Source organism: Rodentibacter caecimuris, assembly GCF_001019715.1.
In the GTDB taxonomy this organism is placed as follows: Bacteria; Pseudomonadota; Gammaproteobacteria; order Enterobacterales; family Pasteurellaceae; genus Rodentibacter; species Rodentibacter caecimuris.
Window position 1 is genome coordinate 2440268 of sequence record NZ_BBXJ01000001.1, and the last position, 18444, is coordinate 2458711.

Here is an 18444-nt window from a genome sequence, read left to right on the forward strand (position 1 = left end):
ATGTTTTTACAAGATCTATCCTAGCCTCAGTATTTTCACTGGGGCTTTTTCTTGCAAAAGGAGATAAAAATGGATTTGCATAATATTCGAGAAGAGTACCGTAAACGAGTGCTATCCCAATACGATTGTAACGAAAATCCAATTTCACAATTTGAATTATGGATGAATGAAGCCATCACCAGCCAAGTCAATGAACCAACGGCGATGAATGTTGCAACGGTGGATGAAAACGGCAAACCGAGTAGTCGTATGGTATTGCTCAAAGAAGTCAATCAACAGGGTTTTGTCTTTTTCACCAACTATCATAGTAAAAAAGGACGATCAGTCGAGCATAATCCTTATGTTGCCCTGACTTTCTTTTGGCCTGAGCTGGAACGCCAAGTTCGTATTGAAGGCAAAGCCGTTAAAATTTCAGATCAACAATCCGATGAATATTTTGCCAGCCGACCTTATACAAGCCGAATTGGTGCTTGGGCAAGCAAACAAAGTGCGGTCATTTCCGGCTATAAATCTTTATTGGCAAAAGCCGCACTTATTGCCGCTAAATACCCGATTCACGTACCACGTCCCACACATTGGGGCGGCTACATAGTTATACCGGATTGTGTAGAATTCTGGCAGGGTCGTCCAAGTCGTTTACATGATCGCATTCAATATCGTCTCGAAAATAATAGTTGGATTCGCGAACGCCTTTCACCTTAAATAACAATTAACGCTCATAAAAAATAAAAAAGGGGGCACATCCCTATGCCTCCCTTTGCTTATACTCTAAGTTGTAATTAATAAATTATTTACCTTGTAATGCCTGTTTAATGATAAAGAAAATATCCGTTTGATCCAGCAATCCTGAAAATTCATAAGCTTTCGGGCCGTATGCGGCAATGCGAAGTTGGCTTCCTGTATGCTGTTGATCATCAGCCTCTTTGCCAGTGCCGTAACTGACCGTCATAATTGAATTGTCTTTTGCTTTAAGTGTTTGGGTTAAACCTGCCGGTTTCGCTTTATTCGGTACTAATTGGCTGGTGTGAGCATGATCCGCTGTAACAATCACTAAAGTTTGTCCATCTTTGCGGGCAAATTCCAAGGCGGATTGTACCGCTTCATCTAAATCAACGGTTTCACCAATTTGCCCGCAAGGGTTCGCTTTATGATCTTGCTTATCAATAGAAGCTCCCTCAACTTGTAAGAAAAAGCCGTTCGGATTTTCTTGTAGCAACTCAATGGCTTTTTCTGTCATCTGAGCTAAATTTGGAATTGTTACATCACGTTCCGGGTTCGCTTTACACTCTATCGGATTAGCATGATTTCCCTCAAACGTAGCTTGTCCGCCTAACCAACGAACGGGCATATTTCCGGCGGAGAATAAACCTAGAATAGGAAACTTATTGTTTTTATCCAGTTTATTTAATCCTTCAAGGTTATTCACTAAACTAAACCCTTTATCAACCGCTTGCTGCCATAATGTACGGTCTTTAAATTCTCCAGCATTAGGCTTTTCATCAAAGGTTTTACGTCCGCCGCCAAAAACAATATCCGGAGGATTGGATAAAAATTGCTCTGTAATAGAACCTAAACCACCGTTTTCTAAAGCACTTTCCGGACAACGTTCAGCGGTCGCAGTCGGACCATAACATTTTCGGTGACTAATATGAGCTAAAAGTGAGGCAGGAGTTGCATCTTGAATTTCAGCAGTGGTGATATTACCCGTACCTTTCCCCAATTTTTTGGCAATTTCCGCCAGGTTTATTACAGGTTTTCCGTAAACATCCACACCTATCGCCCCATTGTAGGTTTTAATTCCCGATGTCCAAGCTGTCGCCGAAGCCGCAGAATCCGTCACCTGTTCGACAAGTTTTGTCTCTTTATCAAGCGCATAAGTCGTGATATGACCGGAAAAAGGCAAAGCATCAATTCCTTTAAACGAACCAGCCGCCCCTTCCGCATAATTTCGAGCAATGGTAATTTCAGAATCGCCCATGCCGTCGCCAATTAATAAAATAACATTTTTAACCTGATTTTTTTCCAGTAACTCGCTTAATACCGATTTTTTACTTTCTACTAAACGCTTGGCTCCACCTCGTTGGGAAATATCATTATTCACTGTACTCGGCTCAACCGCATTCACAGATAACATAAGAGCATTCAAAGATAAACCTAATAATGCTTGTTTTCCTATTGATTTCAATTTCATTTTTTTCTCCTATCGTATGAATTGAACGAAGGCATTCTAAAAAAGCATTATGACACTTTGATGACATTAAATAGGAATCCGTAATATTTCAACAATCGGTTAATTTCACATACCATAGAGTAGGAAAGTGCGGTCATTTTTTATAAAGAATTTTTTGGTGTTATATAGCAAATATACAAAACCGATATTTCAATCTGAGCATAAAAACATCCGTGTATTTAACACCAATAATTTCAATAAGTTACAAAAAACCATCTACAACTCCCTACGTATTGTTTAAATTTTTTTATTTTGTACGCTTACTACATCACATCGGAATTGTTGGTTATCCCGAATACATACCAATAAAAGTTTCAAGGCAAAATAGGGTATCGATCACAGATTAATAATTTATTAGATAATTACATTACTTTTTTGGGAAAAAGTTCACACGATTAGGCAAAAAAACAGTAAAATAGCGCAAGTTTTTATCTTTAATAATTGAGGTTTACTATGGACGTTTTAATGAGCATTCTTGGCATGGTGGTATTAATTGCCATCGCATTATTATTCTCAAATAATCGTCGTGCGATTAATTGGCGAACAGTACTAGGGGCGTTCGTAATCCAAATTGGATTTGCAGCCCTTATTTTATATGTACCGGCTGGTCGAAAAGTATTGGGCACAACCGCCGATGCCGTAGCTAACGTAATTGCTTACGGTAATGAAGGGATTAACTTCGTCTTTGGCGGATTGGCAGATCCAAGCAATGTAGGCTTTATTTTTGCGGTGAAAGTATTACCGATTATCGTCTTCTTCTCCGGATTAATTTCCGTGCTTTATTACTTAGGCATTATGCAATTGGTGATTAGAATCATTGGTGGTGCCTTGCAAAGGCTATTAGGTACATCAAAAGCAGAATCTATGTCTGCCGCCGCCAATATTTTCGTTGGACAAACAGAAGCACCATTAGTGGTGAAACCTTATATCAGCCGTATGACGGAATCCGAATTATTCGCCATTATGGTAGGCGGATTGGCTTCTATCGCCGGCTCGGTCATGGCAGGCTACGCAGGCATGGGCGTACCGCTTAATTATTTGATCGCAGCATCCTTTATGGCGGCTCCGGCAGGATTATTATTTGCCAAAATTCTTTATCCACAAACCCAACAGTTCATTGATTCTCAACCGGAAGCCGACGACAGCGAAAAACCGTCCAATGTGCTGGAAGCTATGGCGAGTGGCGCAAGTGCCGGTATGCAATTAGCACTCAATGTCGGCGCAATGTTAATCGCTTTTGTAGCCTTAATTGCCCTAATTAATGGTATTTTAGGCGGTATCGGCGGCTGGTTTGGTTATGGCGATTTAACCTTACAAACCATCTTCGGCTGGATTTTTAAACCTCTTGCCTACTTAATCGGGGTGTCTTGGGAAGAATCTGGCATTGCAGGACAAATGATCGGGATGAAATTAGCCGTGAATGAATTCGTTGGCTACCTTGAATTCACAAAATATTTACAACCGGATACACCCGTCGTATTAACTGAAAAAACCAAAGCCATTATCACTTTCGCGCTCTGTGGCTTTGCAAACTTTAGCTCTATCGCCATCCTAATTGGCGGCTTGGGCGGTATGGCACCGAATCGCCGTGGCGATATCGCCCGTTTAGGATTAAAAGCAGTTATCGGAGGAACATTAGCCAACTTAATGAGTGCCACCATTGCCGGTCTTTTCATCGGATTAAGTGGCGCACTATAATAAGTGCGGTCAAATCCCGCCACATTTTGCACCACGATTAACGTGGTGCGTTTCTTTTCATTATTGTCAAAAAAGAGGTAAATACAATGACTCCACATATCAACGCACCTGAAGGTGCATTTGCTGATGCGGTATTAATGCCGGGAGATCCGCTTCGTGCGAAATATATCGCAGAAACATTTTTAGATGATGCTAAAGAAGTCACCAATGTACGCAATATGCTTGGTTTCACAGGCACCTATAAAGGTCGTAAAATCTCAGTAATGGGACACGGTATGGGGATTCCATCTTGCTCAATCTACACTAAAGAATTAATTACCGAATATGGCGTGAAAAAGATCATTCGTGTCGGTTCTTGTGGCGCAGTAAAAATGGATGTCAAATTGCGTGATGTCGTGATTGGGTTAGGGGCTTGTACGGACTCTAAAGTAAACCGTATCCGTTTTAAAGATAATGACTTTGCCGCTATTGCCGATTTCGGTTTAACAAGTGCGGCAGTTGCAGCGGCAAAAGAGAAAGGCATTGCGGTGAAAGTCGGGAATTTGTTCTCAGCAGATTTATTCTACACACCGGATGTTGAAATGTTCGATGTGATGGAAAAATACGGCATTCTTGGTGTGGAAATGGAAGCTGCAGGAATCTACGGCGTAGCGGCTGAATTCGGCGCCCGTGCATTAACCATCTGTACGGTTTCCGACCACATTCGCACTCATGAACAAACCAGTGCGGAGGAGCGCCAATTAACCTTCAACGAAATGATTGAAATCGCATTAGAAAGTATTTTAATTGACGACAAAAACGCATAATTTACAGACTAAGCAGTAAAAAAGAGCGGTCAAGTTTGACCGCTCTTTTAATAGTGACGATTATTCGTCTTTTTTCATTCCGTTTAATATTAGATACAGCCTAATGAAATATGGAGAGTGTCATTTAGTCTAGGGAAGATAATTAATATCAGCGACATAAGTCGGCATATTCCAAGCGCCTCCGACAAAACCTCTACACATTCCCGTATCTGTATTCAAAATAGGTTCAAACACCTTTCCGTTCCAAGCTGCCTTTCTGATTGACCAACAATCTCCCAATCCACGCCCTTTCATCTTTGAAGAAATAATCCCTTTGCCTTCATAACCGTTATACTCCTCTACAGTCGAGACCTCCTGCTCAATTTTAGTCAAGTCATGATTCATCACAACCGACAAAATCCAATCATTGTATGCAAAAAGTTCACAAGCGACCTCAACCAGTTTCTTCCCCTCACTAAGTTCATAAACCGAAAAGAAATTATATTCATCATCCTCAGATAATCGAGAACACCCTCCATCAATACCGCCAATCGACTTTAACAATTTAAGCAAGCGTTGTCCTGTTGGAGAGTCAAACTTAAAAATCTGTTCTCGGTCAGTATGGAACTTAGGAATATTTACAATGGGTTTATCAATTTGTTCTAATACGGGAGAATGGCTATTTCTTTTCTTTAAAAATGCTGAGGGGTATCCCGTCGCTTTTGAAATTCATCGGCTTTAAGCATAACAGCAGTAACGCCCTGATCAGAAATTCTCCATACTTGCTTAGGGGTTTTCAATTCAATTTGGCTTGATTTCTTCACTAAGCTATAAATAACTGAGCGAGTTTGTTCAGGATTTAAACGTGCAAAATATTCTAAATTCCACTCATCTTTTTGATCAAATTTGATAATACCCAAATTTTTTTGATCTACCCATAATTCCGCCTGTAAAGTACGCTCTTTTTCTCTCTCGTCATAAGCGTATTCCTCAATGCGGGCTAAACCGATTAATGCCTCATTACCTGCCTTTCGTTCGATGTATAAAGAGACTGGGAACGATTCTTCTCCTTCAGACGAACCATAGCCTGCCATACGGCAAGTTCCGATATTATCACAGGCCAATTCCCAATCTTTATGCTGAAATCGGATCCCCTCTAACGCTTGCCCCATGGTGCATTGTCCGAGCATATAAAAGCCGAATAATACAATTCGCCAATTTCCCATAATTTCCTCCTGGTCAGAGCATCGCTCAGTAAAAATAAAGTTAATCTTAACGGTTTTGTTAATTCCGATAGCCATAAACCTAAGCGATCAAATTTCAAAATCTGACCGCTCTTTTACTTTATGCACTTAATATTTCCTCAGCCAATTTCTTCGCACCTTTAAAATCCACTTTTCCACTGCCGAGAAGCGGTATTTCATTGACTAAGAATACTTGGCTTGGGAGCATAATTGGCGGTACGTTGAGGGATTTAATGCGAGTATTAATTTCCTCAAGACTGAGCAGCGATTTCACTAACAACACGACACTTTCGCCTTTTTTCTCATCATTCACAGCAATAGCAACAAATTGGTTTTCATCGTTCAACACTTGAGCGATATTTTCTTCCACACTGCCGAGACTAATCATCTCTCCCCCGATTTTTGCGAAACGGGAATAGCGATCCACAATGGTGATAAAGCCGTTTTCATCAATATGCCCTTTGTCACCGGTTTTGTAATAACGCACGCCGTCAAGTTCGACAATGACTTCATTAGTTTTTTCAGGGTCAGCCAAATAACCTTTCATCACTTGTCCACCGCCAATCAAAATCAACCCGTCTTCGCCCGTTGGCAATGCTACTAAAGTATTCGGATCGACAATTTTGATAATTGTACCAGGCAATGGCATACCTACGGTTCCCACTTTATTAAAGGTAAATTCTTTTAAACTATCGGGATCTAAAATATTTGGCATATTCACGCTTGCAACCGGTGCCGTTTCCGTCGCCCCGTATCCCTCGTAGATTTCTAAACCGAATTTCAAACGGAAGGCTTCTTTCACATCCGCTTTCAATTTTTCCGCGCCGGCAATCACCATTCGCACACTTTGTAACATTAATGGATGCAATTTTTTATTACGGGCGTATAAACGGAAGAATGTTGAGGTACCAAATATAATACTCACATTATGGCGGGCACACATTTTGCCCACTTCTGCGCCATCGGTCGGATCAGCAACACTCACCATTTTGATTCCTTCACACAACGGCATTAAGGTGGTTACCGTTAAACCAAAAGAGTGAAAGATCGGTAAAGAATTTAAAATAACGTCATCTTCTTGAAAGTTAAGTAATTCACTCACCTGTTTGATATTAGTGAGCAAGTTTTTATGGCTTAATTCAATGCCCTTTGGCGTACCTTCACTACCGCTGCTGAATAAAATCGTTGCCGTGTCATTCAAACGCACATCAGCAAAATACATTAATTTAATCCACCAACGTGGGGCGAAAAACGCCGTTAAAAATGACCGCACTTTCTCACTTTTTGTCATTTTCTTGCCTAATTGTTCCGCAAAAATTGTTTTTCCCGCCAATACTTCATCAAAGGCAAAGCCTTTAGCATTCAGTTTATTTAAGAATTTCTCCGCAGTAATAACCTTGTTAATATTTGCTTTGGCAAGGGCTTTTTCCATCACTTCAGGGCTGAGGGTATAATTCAAATTGACCGGCACTTTCCCCATCACCATCAATGCCATATTCACAATGGCTCCGATAGCCGAGCTTGGCAACAACACACCAACATTTTTCTCATCACCTAAAGTGTGTTTAAGTTGTTTGCCGAACATCAACACAGCAGCGATAAACTTGAGGTTATTCAGTTTCATACCCTGCCCGTCCACCACACATTCCTTGAACAAGTTGGATTTCGCGCTGTTCAACCAATGGTGTGTGATCGGTTTGCGTTTTGCTATCACTTTTTCCCACATAGAGAAAGAAAGCTCAAGCACTTTTTGTTTCATCGCCACCGCATCAATAAAGCCGTGAATCGGTTTACCGAACGCCACTAAAATTTCACGTTTGCCTTGTTTTTTCGTGAGATTTTTATAGAAACTATCCGCGCGGGAAAAACTGCTACCCCATAAGCCACGTAAATAAAACGGTACGGTCGTCACGTTATCCAAGTCTTTTAATACGTGTTCAAAGCCTTTTTTAATCTCATTGATCTGACCGTTGTAGCTGATATGCCCTTCAGGAAATAACGCTACCACTTCACCACGAACCAAGTATTCACGAATTGTTTCAATGGACTCTCGGCTTGAACCTGCACTAATAGGGATCACACGGAAGATACGTAGGAACCAAGTCAAATACCATTTGTTGTAAATCGGACGGAACATCACAAATTTAATCGCCCGTGGGCTTGCCACCTGTAACACCATCCAGTCAATCCAGCTAATGTGGTTGCCTAACATTAACACACCGCCACTTTGTGGGAGATTTTTTAATCCCTCCACATGGAAACGGTAGTTGGTTTTCAATAAAGGCAAGAGTAACAAACGGATGAATAAATGCGGAAGTTGCCACATGGCATAAAGGCTACCCAATAAACATGCCGCAGAAACCGTTAAGAAAATACCGTTGGTAGAAAGGCTAAATTCGACGAATACAATGCTAAGTAGTAAAAAGCCGACCATAAAGATATTTTGGATAAAGTTGTTACCCGCCATAATTTTGCCGCTGATTTTTTCAGGGGCGAAATATTGAATGGTCGAATTTAACGGCACGATAAATAAACCGCCAAAAAAACCGAATCCAAAGGAACATAACATCAACAAGACATTGGTACTCACCAATGTTAAACCAAACAGCGAAACGAAAATACCCAATGCACCAACCGGCACAATGCCTAATTCAACATGCAAGCGAGAGACACGCCCGGCAAGATAAGACCCAATGATTAATCCCAAACCGCTTACCGCCAAAATAGCTTGAATAATCACCGCATTATCCGCATTAAACAGCGCTTTGTAATGGGCGGGGAATGCCGCCACAATCACTTGAGCAACGCCCCAGAAAAGGCTCAAGCCAATCACACTTAACCAAATATTTTTATCGCTACGCAAGGTACGGAGGTTGTCTTTCAAATAACCGAAAGAGAAATATTTTGCGGCAGAGAATGTTTCATTTTCTTCTTTTTCTTGTGGAAAGAAAGGAATTTTGAAAGCGAAAAACGCTTCAAGGGAACTAAACACGACTAAACCTATGCCAATCATCCAAACGCTTTGTAGCACCTCATTCGGATCATTAGAGGGCACATAATAACTTTCAAAGAAAATCGAAAACGCAAAAGAACTAAACAAAATCGCCACAATGGTTAAAGCCTGAATCACGCCGTTGGCAAACCCGATGTTTTCCGTGCCGACAATGGATTTGATAAGGCTATATTTAGCCGGAGAATAGACCGCACTTTGCGCTGCCAAAATCAGTGTTAAGGCAAAGGCAAGATAAAATTCGCCAATCACATAACTGAATAAAATTGCCGTTGAAATACCCACCACAGCCAAGCTGCTCCAGCGAATCACCCTGGTGCGACAGAATTTATCATTAATAAATGCCGAAGGTGAAAAAAGAAAAATAAAGGGTAATAAAATCATTGCGTTGATTAACGCGGTTAGTACTACTAACGTATTGCCTTCAAAACTTTTCAGCAACACATTTTGAATCGTGATTTTGTGGGCGAGATCCACGCTCGCATTCAAAAAAGCAATCGCCAAATAAGGTACAAAACCCGCATATTTTAAGAGTTTCATTTCACACTCTCCGTTTGGTAAATTTTTAAAGTTTGCATATTGAATACATAAGGCTTCAGCACCAACAGTAAATCAAAAAGATGTTTAAGTTTTTCATCTTTTTTCCCACTGTCTTTTAGCGCTGATAAGGTGAGATTTACTTCTTGTGTCGCAAGCATTTTCGCGGTTTGTAAATAGCTTTTCACCATTTCACGTTCCGCCTCATTACAACGGCAAACAATGGCTAGAATATCCCGCTCTTTTGCCGTAAAAACCCCCTCACGCGGGTTAAGCAAAGCGTCATCGACCATAGCTTGCAATTCGGTTTCTGAAATTGAGAATTCTTGACAAAGTTCTGAGGGCAAAAAGGTTTCATTTTCCGCCCCCATGATAATACCAATCAACGAAATTAAACTTTCGTAAGGATTTTGCCAGTCAAAATCAGGGTGGGAAAAAAGTTGTTTAATTTGAGAAATGCTGGCATTGAAATTGGTTTGCAGATATTTAATAAACGCCAACAATTCCACACAGCGATCATCATAGAGATGAAAATTCGGTTTATCTTTCAAGGGTTCAGGCAATAGCCCTTCTTTTACATAGTACAACACTGTCGATTTCGGTGTTTGGCTGAGCTTCACCAAATCATTCATTTTTAGCATAAGGCTTCCCCTATTAATTAAATGTGGAAAGGATTTTATACTTCACATCACAAAAAGTAAATAGTGTTACCTTACAGTTTAAAAACACTTAGAAAACCAACCGCACTTTCCCACTAATATGCCACCCAGATTTTTTCTAATTCCATTTTGTCGGGGTGGTAGCGGTAAACATTGATACCGCCGTGAAATGCCTGTCCTGTCACTAAAATATGCGATTTTGGGGCAAAGGAGACATTATTGAATTTTGAACCGTTACAATTTTACAAGAACCACTATTTGCTTTCTCTCATTAATGAATAAGCTCATAAGTATGTCGTTGAATAGCACCATCGCAATAACTATTTTTTTGGGAAGTCATAAAATCCTTGCAACTCAGATAATAAGATAATGTCATATCTACTTCATTCTTTGAAAAATTAAATAACTTAAATCCTACACCATTATCATTATAACGACCATTCTCTAAACTAAATGTTTCTTCTTTATTTTCATTTTCTAACCTTCCAGATAAAGCAATCACATTTCCCTTATTATCTAGTATCGCTTTCTTTAAATAATAAAAACTATCTTCTACTTTCATTATGAGTAATTCCTCCTCAAGCTCTATTTTTATATAATCTGAAACTAATTTACCATCCTCTTCCTGATGATGAAAAAACTCATTATTTTCAACAGATAAATTTTTTGGAAAGAAGTAAGAAACTTTACCACTATATAGATTAATATCTTGATTATTCAATTTCATTTTTCCATTATTAATATTACATCCTATCAAGGTAAAATTTTTCTTTGTTAAGGAATTATCAATAGGATATAAATTATGTTTAAAATAGGCAATTCCTGCACAATAAAATGTTTCTAATTTAAGTAAACTATCGTTTGCTAATTCTACATATGCAGACGAATTACTAAACTCTAGTCTTTTCATTTTTAAATTATTCCAGAAGAACGGTATCTGATTATCAGAGTATATAGTATATAATCGAGGCAATTCTTCTTTCCAAGCAATACGAATATCAGGATCAGGAAATAAAAAAGGAGATAAAAGTGTTTTCGCTTGCTCTTGAATATCTCCGACACGATTATAAAATGATGTTTCGCTATTTAATGGCTTATTAAAATAGGCAAATGAAGGTTCTATGGTACTTGGGCAAGTCGTGTTTACCCCTTCCAAATCTACAGCTGTTCTTCCATTATTAGGGTTAGATAGTAAAGCAACAAACTGACTAGGCTTAATTAAACAACCTTGTATCTGTATATTATTTAAACCAGATGAGTGCTGAATCGTCCCTAATAATGAGATGACTTGTGCTTCTTCGTTTAAAAGAAGAGCTATTCCATCAACTATCCACTCATTATCCAATCTTGCATAGCCATCTAATACAGCAACCCAATAATGGGTAAGATTTAATTTATTCGCAGCTTTTTTTATTTCTCCAGCAATATTATCGTATTTATACCCAATATATTCTTTATCATTAGAATGGAGTATAAAATTTTCTAGCTGAATCTTCTGATTATTCAACTCTAAAATCCAATTTTTTATTTTACAACTATCAAATCTATAATTTTCATAGCGGTAAGTATTATCGTCTACATCTTGCTTACTTTCATCTTTTCTTTCAAATATAATATCTGAGCTACATAACATTCCTTTTGGTAATTCTTTAGGTTGATTTAAGCTAGACACTTTAATTTTATATAAACCATCTGCATCAAGACTAGTTAAATTTAATTCTCCCCATTTAAAAGTAATAGGGTTACCTTGATTATCAAATCTATCTTGGGTTGAAATAATAAATCTATCTGAAATTTCAATATTGGAAGGGAGGTTTTCTAATGCTTTTCGAAGAAATAATTTCTCTTTATTTAATTCGATAACTCTTGTTTTCTCTTCATAGAAAGAATTAAGCTCATAATATCCCCAAAAAGAGAGTGCTGTAGGAATAAGTAAAAAGAATTTAAACTCACTAGAAAATGGCTTTTTATAAAAAAAATGAATAATAAAATATAAAAAATAATAGGCAAAAACGAAAATAACGAAATAAGGGATAAACACAGCAAATACAAAGATAGTGAGTGACCCCATTCCAAAGCTGATAAGAAGCCCTAGAAAAAGTATACCAAGTATTCCAATGAAAAATCTAAACACAACATTCTCCTACAATGAGATTTTAATACAGCATTATCATAACAATAGCTTAATGTAAATCCGGATCGACGCTATCCGACCAAGTAATGAAACAAAAAGTGCGGTCAATTTTCCCGTTAAATTTTAAATATAAAAAACTCTTAGAAAACCAATCACACTTTCCCACTAATACGCTACCCAGATTTTCTCCAATTCCATTTTATCGGGGTGATAGCGGTAAACGTTGATGCCGCCGTGAACCGCTTGTCCCGTTACTAAGATATGAGCTTTAGGAGCGGAATCAACACTATTTGATTTTTCAAAAGCATTAGTTGAGATCGCAGGATAAAAACCAATGTTCACATAGGCTTTTATCCATGGATCACCAACTGTGTATAAATTCATATAATCGTTCCCCGTACCATCCTTCATACCAGTTTGAGTTAACTGTATAAATTCTGTATCAGTAACAAAGGCATAAGCAACAGTATGTGGTGTTGCAAGTAAAACGCCTTCAGGAATAGGGCGATTCCCTCCTGTTTCACGAGTTTTGGTTTCTTCATTATAAAATCCATTTATTGATGCCAATGGTAGGCGGTAATTTAAATTATCGACCAACCACATATAATCTCGCTTGTTCTCCCCCCCCCCAATAACCCATTTTCCATCAGGACTAAATAAGGCATCCGAGCGTCCACCAAAACCACCAAGACGGGCTACCGGTTTCAAGGTTTCCCGGTCCCACAACGTGACACCATTATAGCTGCTTTTTTTATAATCACTCGGTTGAATCGGATCTGCTTTAGGATTTAGCTCTACCGCAGAATCAGGATCGTAAGGTCCGCCCGGAGAAGCGGATAAAAAATATTTTTCTGACAAGGAAAAATTATAATAATTCCGAATTGGAGTATCGGTATAAATTGGTGTCATATCATCGCCATAACCTTTATAAATTTCCCCCGTCTGATCTGCACTGATATAGAGTGCCCGATCTTCACTCATTAAATGCCGTTCGACTTTATAATGCTTAAAATGAGCAATCTCTTGTCCCTCTACATTTTGAATATGTACAACATTATGTTTATCCTGCCACATAAAATCATGACTGTTCGGAATAAAATAAGGGCTGTTTGTATTAACTCTTTCTGCAAGCACTGTCTTAGTGCGTTTTTCTATATCCCAAAGTACCAGTTTTTTTCCGTAATGCGCACTCACAACATACCGACCATCACTGGAAATACTTAAATTTCTGACACCTTTGGTACTGGAAAAAACATCATGGCGGTTTTCATACACATAGTATCCTCCCCAACCTAAGGCGATAAATAAAACTAAAAAAAAGAGATTTTTCATTGTTCATCTCCCGAATTATTAGGATACCGACCAAATTTTGAATGTCTTTGAATTTTCTTATCCATCATTTCCCGTTTATAGCTGTATTCGTAAATCAATGGAAAAACTTGATGTCGATCCAAGTCTAACCACTCCCAGGTTTGCATTGCCGAATGAGAAATAAAATAGTAACGTTGCGAACCATCCTCCTCAATTACCTGACCAAAATATTCTAATTTTTTTTCTTCTTCCCTCAATTTTTTAATAAATGTGTCATGTAGCATCAAGTCTCGTTTTTTAGATAAACGTTCAAGATTTTTATCTAAATGATCAATAGTTTGCCGATCGCCCTGATGCCCCAACGCTGCCCGTACTTTAAAATAATTTTCCCTTTTCTCCCAATCGGACAAGGCATTTCCGATTAATACATCAATAATGTGATTTAACACTTCTTCAGGGAAGCATTTGAAATGGCTCCAAGGCTTTAAATAGGTTAATGGCGGAATAAAGGTAGGGTTTGCCGGATCATTCACTCTTGCCGCCTCCTCTCGAATCAATGCTGCTATTTCTTGCTTATAACGGTTAACTTGATAAGCATGAGGCAGTTTCGCACATTCATCGGGGCGGTATTGTTTCTCTGCACCGGCATACAACAAATCACAAGTATGTTTGATCTGAATAACCGATTTCTCATAATCATAAATTCGCGTATCTTTATAATATTCTTTTAGTGCCGAATTACCCGTGGTAAAAGACAGATATTTGCTCGGATAAGCCCCGCCGATTAACGCAACCGGTTCGTAGTCGCTATAACTATGATCGCTGCCTAATACGCCGTCTTCTTGTGAATATAACACGGTAATATGTTTCGGCACTTTGTGAGCATAAGGGAAAATTTCCATAGCAAGCGGATTGAATACTTTCTTCGCATCGTAATTATCCAAATTCGTTAGCGCATTATCCGCCACCGCAGGTTCCCATAAAATCAGGTTATCAATCCGATTATCATATTCACCCGCCATATCGCCTAAGATATTCATGGCAGAAAGTGCAACCCTTGCCCCTAAAGAATGAGTGATAATGTTGATTTTTATTACTCTTTGCTCAAGCAACTGTTTCAACACGTCGGCAAGTTCCCGTCCGGCTTCATTAGCGTACATTTCCGCACGAAAAAAATTTAAATCCGGATCGACACTGCCCGACCAAGTTACGCCAACAATCCGACTATATTTATCCCATTGATTAAATTCCGCCAGTTTCTTTTTTCCCGAAGCAGCAAGATTCAAATGAAATTCAACATGAGGAAACCAAGATAAGGCTTCTTTACCATTCAGGAGCGGTGACAATTTATCATAGCTTTTATTTACTTCAGAAAGGGCAAAAACATCCCGATCTCCTACTTTTGTATAACTCACGCCTTCGGATAAATAATTTTTCTCTAACTTCTTATGTAAATCGACATTAACCGCCTGTTTCATCAATTTATTGTCATAGTATAGATAAGGTTTTTGAACTTGCTCCGGTGATAATTGGTTCTTATATTGAATTTGTTCGCCAAGTTCTTCACTTGAAGCAAAACGCCCTAAACTCCCCAAAGGGACGTTATAACCATGGATAAATAATGTTGCATGTCCGCCGTCATCAATAAGCTGCTGAATAACCTTCTCTTTTAATTGAACCACTGGTTCATTCTGTCGTAAGCGCAGATTCACCAAAATCGGGGGCGGTAAATACACCGCTTCTACTTTGTTTTCCGTAAAGCTCACTTGTACTTTTAAGGGATCGGCAAGTTGTTTCAACGGTTCTTTTGAGATAGTAAATTCATCATCAGATTGATTTCGGGCTTTTATCAATACATACCCGTCTGAGGCTTTAAGCGGCGTATGTTCGGATTGTTCGGTTAAGCGGCGGTTATCTTTTTTTGTATAGGTAGAAGACACCGCTTCACCACCCGATAGCTGCCACGAAATCTCACCGCAGAGCACGCCGTTATGCACGCTTTCGCCACTTTCAATCTTAGCCAGATACGCCTTACCGGAGCTATCAAACACCGTTACCACAATACCATCCGGCAGCTTACGGTATTCAGCTAAGCTGTCATGATGATAAATTGTCACATTCGCGCGACACATATTTGTCGATCGGTCAATTTGTTCCGGCTGATGAGATGCCATCATCTTATTAAGTGCGGTATCTACACTAGACATTGTGTGCTCCTGTTGGTTGTAATTGATGACGAATGCGACCTTGTTTTTCGAGTTGATCAAAGCGCTTTTCTAAATAAAACTGTTTCTCTTGTTCGGTTAAATTGCTCACTAAAATATCATTCAATTTTTTTTCAGGATCCAGGTAATTAACCGAATCCCCGTAAATAAGATTTGCCAATGCCAATTGTAGAATACTAATGGTTCCTTTCATTTTTGCATACTTTGCCAAACGATAAGCATGATCGACCGTTTTTTCTACGATCTCCTTGCCATAAGCGTGAGCAAATTCGGGATATTGCGCCATAATTTCCCCAATAATTTTTTCACATAATGAACGATCGTGCAGTTCGATAAAGGCTTCAATTTCAAATTTATCAAATTGTTTTTTTGCTTGTTTCACTACCGATAAATCAATGTTAGGCACATATTCCACTAATTCATCACCGTTTTTGATACAAAAGATTTTTTCTATCATACTACCGTTAAAAAAGGCAGATAGTTTGGTCGGGTAAGTTTGCAGACGGTCAAGATACTTTTCTAAGCCTGTAGGGTCAAAAAAGCGCAGGTAGTACCAATGTCCGGTATAATCCTGCAACATCAGCCACTTGCGGAAATGATTAAGCAGTGCGTCGAAATCCGCCGACGAACGGAAGAAAGTGCCGATATTGCGTTCGCCGTAATTAATGCCTTCGATGTGATTGTCTCCGTTACGACAAAATAAACGGGACAAAACAGGATGATTTTTGGGTAACTCAACTAAATAGGGTGCCGCTTTTGCATAAGTTTCGGCTTTTTCATCTTGAAATAAACAGGCGTAGCGTAATCTTTCCTGACGAAACAAATCGGGAAAAATCCAAACACTTGCCGCCAGAATAACGGCATAACATTTATCATCAGGTTCGTTATTCCATAAACAAGATTCAATAACAGGCGGTACTTCAAATAGGGCAAATGTTGAAACGGCACATTGTTCTTGCCAAGAGGGAATAGCATAAATCTGTTTTTTAAGATTGGTTGTATTTGTTTGAGGAAGAAGATCGCGATCAGGGTAAAACAAAAAGAGCGGTTGATTTTTCGAGAGTTTTTGCGCTTCCGAATAAAGTATTTCTCTCAAATCCTCATCTGCATGATATTGCGCATAGGTTTCTAAAGGTAAGATATTGAATGAGAAAGAAAAACGAAGTTGGTGCTTCATCTGATAATACTGAATATAGCTTTTTGCAATATTCTCATTCTCGCCGAGAACCAAAATCAATACTTTATCTTGGCTTTTATCTGTAATTTGGAAAGCATCTTGAACCCAAATAGAAGGTGAATTGTTGAGCATAAAATTGATCTCCAAATAGTATAAAAAATCTTCACCATTATACCTAAAAGTAAGCATATAAAAATAAGGGGATAAAAAAAGAGCGGTCAAATTGACCGCTCTTTTGCCTATTGGTTATCTTCTTGGTAAGTAACGAATAGGATCAACCGATTTACCTTTATAACGAATTTCAAAATGAAGTTTTACGCTATTGGTGCCTGTACTCCCCATTTTGGCGATTTCCTGTCCGGCTCTGATTTCTTGCTGATCGCTAACAAGGATTCTGTCGTTGTGTGCATAGGCACTCAAGAAATCATCATCGTGTTTGATAATAATGAGGTTGCCATAACCACGCAATGCGTTCCCCGCATACACCACCCGACCGGCTGCCGCGGCTTTCACCGATTGTCCGCGAGAACCGGAAATATCAATCCCTTTATTGCCACCGTCAGAACTTGAGAAACCTTGGATAATATTGCCGTTTGCCGGCCACATCCATCTTGTATTGGAGGCAATCGGCGCAACAACATTTGCGTTCACCGGTGTTGTATTCCCCGTTGCAACCGGCGCTGTCGAAGTCGGGTAAGTCGGTGCGGAAGAAGGAACACCAGCACTTGATTTCACCGGCCCGATAATCGTACCGTCAGAACCAATTTGCGTACCGTTTGCCCCCGCTCTATAAGTAACGGCAGGTTCTACCTGTTTCACCGGAGCTGCGTTTGTATTGACCGGTACTGTCGTCGTTACGGTTTTAGTAACGCACTTACCTATTTTTAATGTTTGACCGACACTTAAACTATAAGGCTCTGACATATTATTCATTGCCGCCAGTTCTTTTACATCCATACCTGCTAGGTAAGCGATTAAAAACATTGTATCGCCTTTATTGACTTTATAAGTCTCCCCTTTGTACGAACCTTTTTGAATTTGGCTGTAATCCGGCGCGTTAGTATTTGGGTTACGCGGTACATTCACCATCGCAGAGCCTGTACAATCGGATACCGTTTTAGTTACCGTTTTGGTTTGAGGTTGTACCGGTGCGACAGGTTGAGCCGGCTGTACCGGTTGATAAGTCGGTTGAAAATTCGGCTGCGGTGTTTGAGTGCCGACAGGCATATTACCTGTTGCGTGGGTTCCCATATGATTTGGCATGGTATTTTGTTGAATTTCAGGCTGCCAAGTGCCGCCACCGTTATTATCTACCGGTTGCATAATACCCGGTGAAAGCGTACCGCCGGCATTTTCAATAGGCGCCTGAGTATTGGACGAACAGGCAGTCAAAATTGCCACACTCAAGGGTAACAATAAAAACGATTTTTTCAT

Annotated in this window: 13 protein-coding genes and 1 pseudogene; 3 read left to right on the forward strand and 11 right to left on the reverse strand. The window is 39.3% G+C overall.

Annotated features, from left to right (window positions below):
* Positions 1–69 precede the first annotated feature (69 nt).
* Positions 70–702 (forward strand): pyridoxamine 5'-phosphate oxidase, encoded by a 633-nt coding sequence (pdxH, locus tag PNEUHYL_RS12020; RefSeq protein WP_059368606.1) that lies wholly within the window; start codon positions 70–72, stop codon positions 700–702.
* A gap of 85 nt (positions 703–787) precedes the next feature.
* Here the strand turns inward: pdxH and phoA are convergent, their stop codons facing one another.
* Positions 788–2191 carry an alkaline phosphatase gene (gene phoA / locus PNEUHYL_RS12025; protein ID WP_059368607.1) on the reverse strand — a complete coding sequence of 468 codons (1404 nt, stop codon included), beginning with the start codon at positions 2189–2191 and terminating at the stop codon, positions 788–790.
* Positions 2192–2683: 492 nt separating this feature from the next.
* Between phoA and PNEUHYL_RS12030 the strand changes: the two genes are divergently transcribed.
* Complete coding sequence (locus PNEUHYL_RS12030; RefSeq protein WP_059368608.1) at positions 2684–3928, forward strand: NupC/NupG family nucleoside CNT transporter; 1245 nt, start codon at positions 2684–2686, stop codon at positions 3926–3928.
* Between the two features lie 86 nt (positions 3929–4014).
* Positions 4015–4734: a purine-nucleoside phosphorylase gene (gene deoD, locus PNEUHYL_RS12035; RefSeq protein WP_059368609.1), complete on the forward strand. Its 720-nt coding sequence runs from the start codon at positions 4015–4017 to the stop codon at positions 4732–4734.
* Between the two features lie 129 nt (positions 4735–4863).
* Here the strand turns inward: deoD and PNEUHYL_RS12040 are convergent, their stop codons facing one another.
* The 10 genes and pseudogenes from PNEUHYL_RS12040 to nlpD all read right to left on the reverse strand — a co-directional run bounded on the left by PNEUHYL_RS12040 (position 4864) and on the right by nlpD (position 18444).
* Positions 4864–5286: a DUF1176 domain-containing protein gene (locus tag PNEUHYL_RS12040; protein ID WP_059368610.1), complete on the reverse strand. Its 423-nt coding sequence runs from the start codon at positions 5284–5286 to the stop codon at positions 4864–4866.
* Between the two features lie 119 nt (positions 5287–5405).
* Positions 5406–5939 carry a DUF1176 domain-containing protein gene (locus PNEUHYL_RS12045; RefSeq protein ID WP_059368611.1) on the reverse strand — a complete coding sequence of 178 codons (534 nt, stop codon included), beginning with the start codon at positions 5937–5939 and terminating at the stop codon, positions 5406–5408.
* A 118-nt stretch (positions 5940–6057) separates the two neighbouring features.
* Positions 6058–9507, reverse strand: coding sequence for an acyl-[ACP]--phospholipid O-acyltransferase (locus PNEUHYL_RS12050; protein WP_059368612.1), 3450 nt, complete (start codon positions 9505–9507; stop codon positions 6058–6060).
* Positions 9504–10145: a MerR family transcriptional regulator gene (locus PNEUHYL_RS12055; protein WP_059368613.1), complete on the reverse strand. Its 642-nt coding sequence runs from the start codon at positions 10143–10145 to the stop codon at positions 9504–9506. Before PNEUHYL_RS12055 ends, PNEUHYL_RS12050 begins: the two co-directional genes overlap by 4 nt.
* 113 nt (positions 10146–10258) lie before the next feature.
* Positions 10259–10381, reverse strand: a pseudogene (locus tag PNEUHYL_RS13825) (WD40 repeat domain-containing protein); the annotation flags it as partial.
* 53 nt (positions 10382–10434) lie between these two features.
* On the reverse strand, positions 10435–12297 hold the full coding sequence (locus tag PNEUHYL_RS12065; RefSeq protein WP_059368614.1) for a hypothetical protein: 1863 nt from the start codon (positions 12295–12297) through the stop codon (positions 10435–10437).
* Between the two features lie 165 nt (positions 12298–12462).
* Positions 12463–13629, reverse strand: coding sequence for a WD40 repeat domain-containing protein (locus PNEUHYL_RS12070; protein ID WP_059368615.1), 1167 nt, complete (start codon positions 13627–13629; stop codon positions 12463–12465).
* On the reverse strand, positions 13626–15815 hold the full coding sequence (locus tag PNEUHYL_RS12075; RefSeq protein WP_239690342.1) for an alpha/beta hydrolase: 2190 nt from the start codon (positions 15813–15815) through the stop codon (positions 13626–13628). Before PNEUHYL_RS12075 ends, PNEUHYL_RS12070 begins: the two co-directional genes overlap by 4 nt.
* On the reverse strand, positions 15808–17142 hold the full coding sequence (locus PNEUHYL_RS12080) for a DUF4123 domain-containing protein (protein WP_239690341.1): 1335 nt from the start codon (positions 17140–17142) through the stop codon (positions 15808–15810). Before PNEUHYL_RS12080 ends, PNEUHYL_RS12075 begins: the two co-directional genes overlap by 8 nt.
* A 114-nt stretch (positions 17143–17256) precedes the next feature.
* Positions 17257–18444 carry a murein hydrolase activator NlpD gene (nlpD, locus tag PNEUHYL_RS12085; RefSeq protein WP_059368616.1) on the reverse strand — a complete coding sequence of 396 codons (1188 nt, stop codon included), beginning with the start codon at positions 18442–18444 and terminating at the stop codon, positions 17257–17259.

Bases quoted from the DNA above. Each gene is read 5' to 3' on its own strand.
- nlpD (WP_059368616.1), bottom strand. From the start codon at position 18,444: ATGAAAAAATCGTTTTTATTGTTACCCTTGAGTGTGGCAATTTTGACT.
- PNEUHYL_RS12080 (WP_239690341.1), bottom strand. From the start codon at position 17,142: ATGCTCAACAATTCACCTTCTATTTGGGTTCAAGATGCTTTCCAAATT.
- PNEUHYL_RS12075 (WP_239690342.1), bottom strand. From the start codon at position 15,815: ATGTCTAGTGTAGATACCGCACTTAATAAGATGATGGCATCTCATCAG.
- phoA (WP_059368607.1), bottom strand. From the start codon at position 2,191: ATGAAATTGAAATCAATAGGAAAACAAGCATTATTAGGTTTATCTTTG.
- PNEUHYL_RS12070 (WP_059368615.1), bottom strand. From the start codon at position 13,629: ATGAAAAATCTCTTTTTTTTAGTTTTATTTATCGCCTTAGGTTGGGGA.
- pdxH (WP_059368606.1), top strand. From the start codon at position 70: ATGGATTTGCATAATATTCGAGAAGAGTACCGTAAACGAGTGCTATCC.
- PNEUHYL_RS12055 (WP_059368613.1), bottom strand. From the start codon at position 10,145: ATGCTAAAAATGAATGATTTGGTGAAGCTCAGCCAAACACCGAAATCG.
- PNEUHYL_RS12050 (WP_059368612.1), bottom strand. From the start codon at position 9,507: ATGAAACTCTTAAAATATGCGGGTTTTGTACCTTATTTGGCGATTGCT.
- PNEUHYL_RS12030 (WP_059368608.1), top strand. From the start codon at position 2,684: ATGGACGTTTTAATGAGCATTCTTGGCATGGTGGTATTAATTGCCATC.
- PNEUHYL_RS12045 (WP_059368611.1), bottom strand. From the start codon at position 5,939: ATGGGAAATTGGCGAATTGTATTATTCGGCTTTTATATGCTCGGACAA.
- deoD (WP_059368609.1), top strand. From the start codon at position 4,015: ATGACTCCACATATCAACGCACCTGAAGGTGCATTTGCTGATGCGGTA.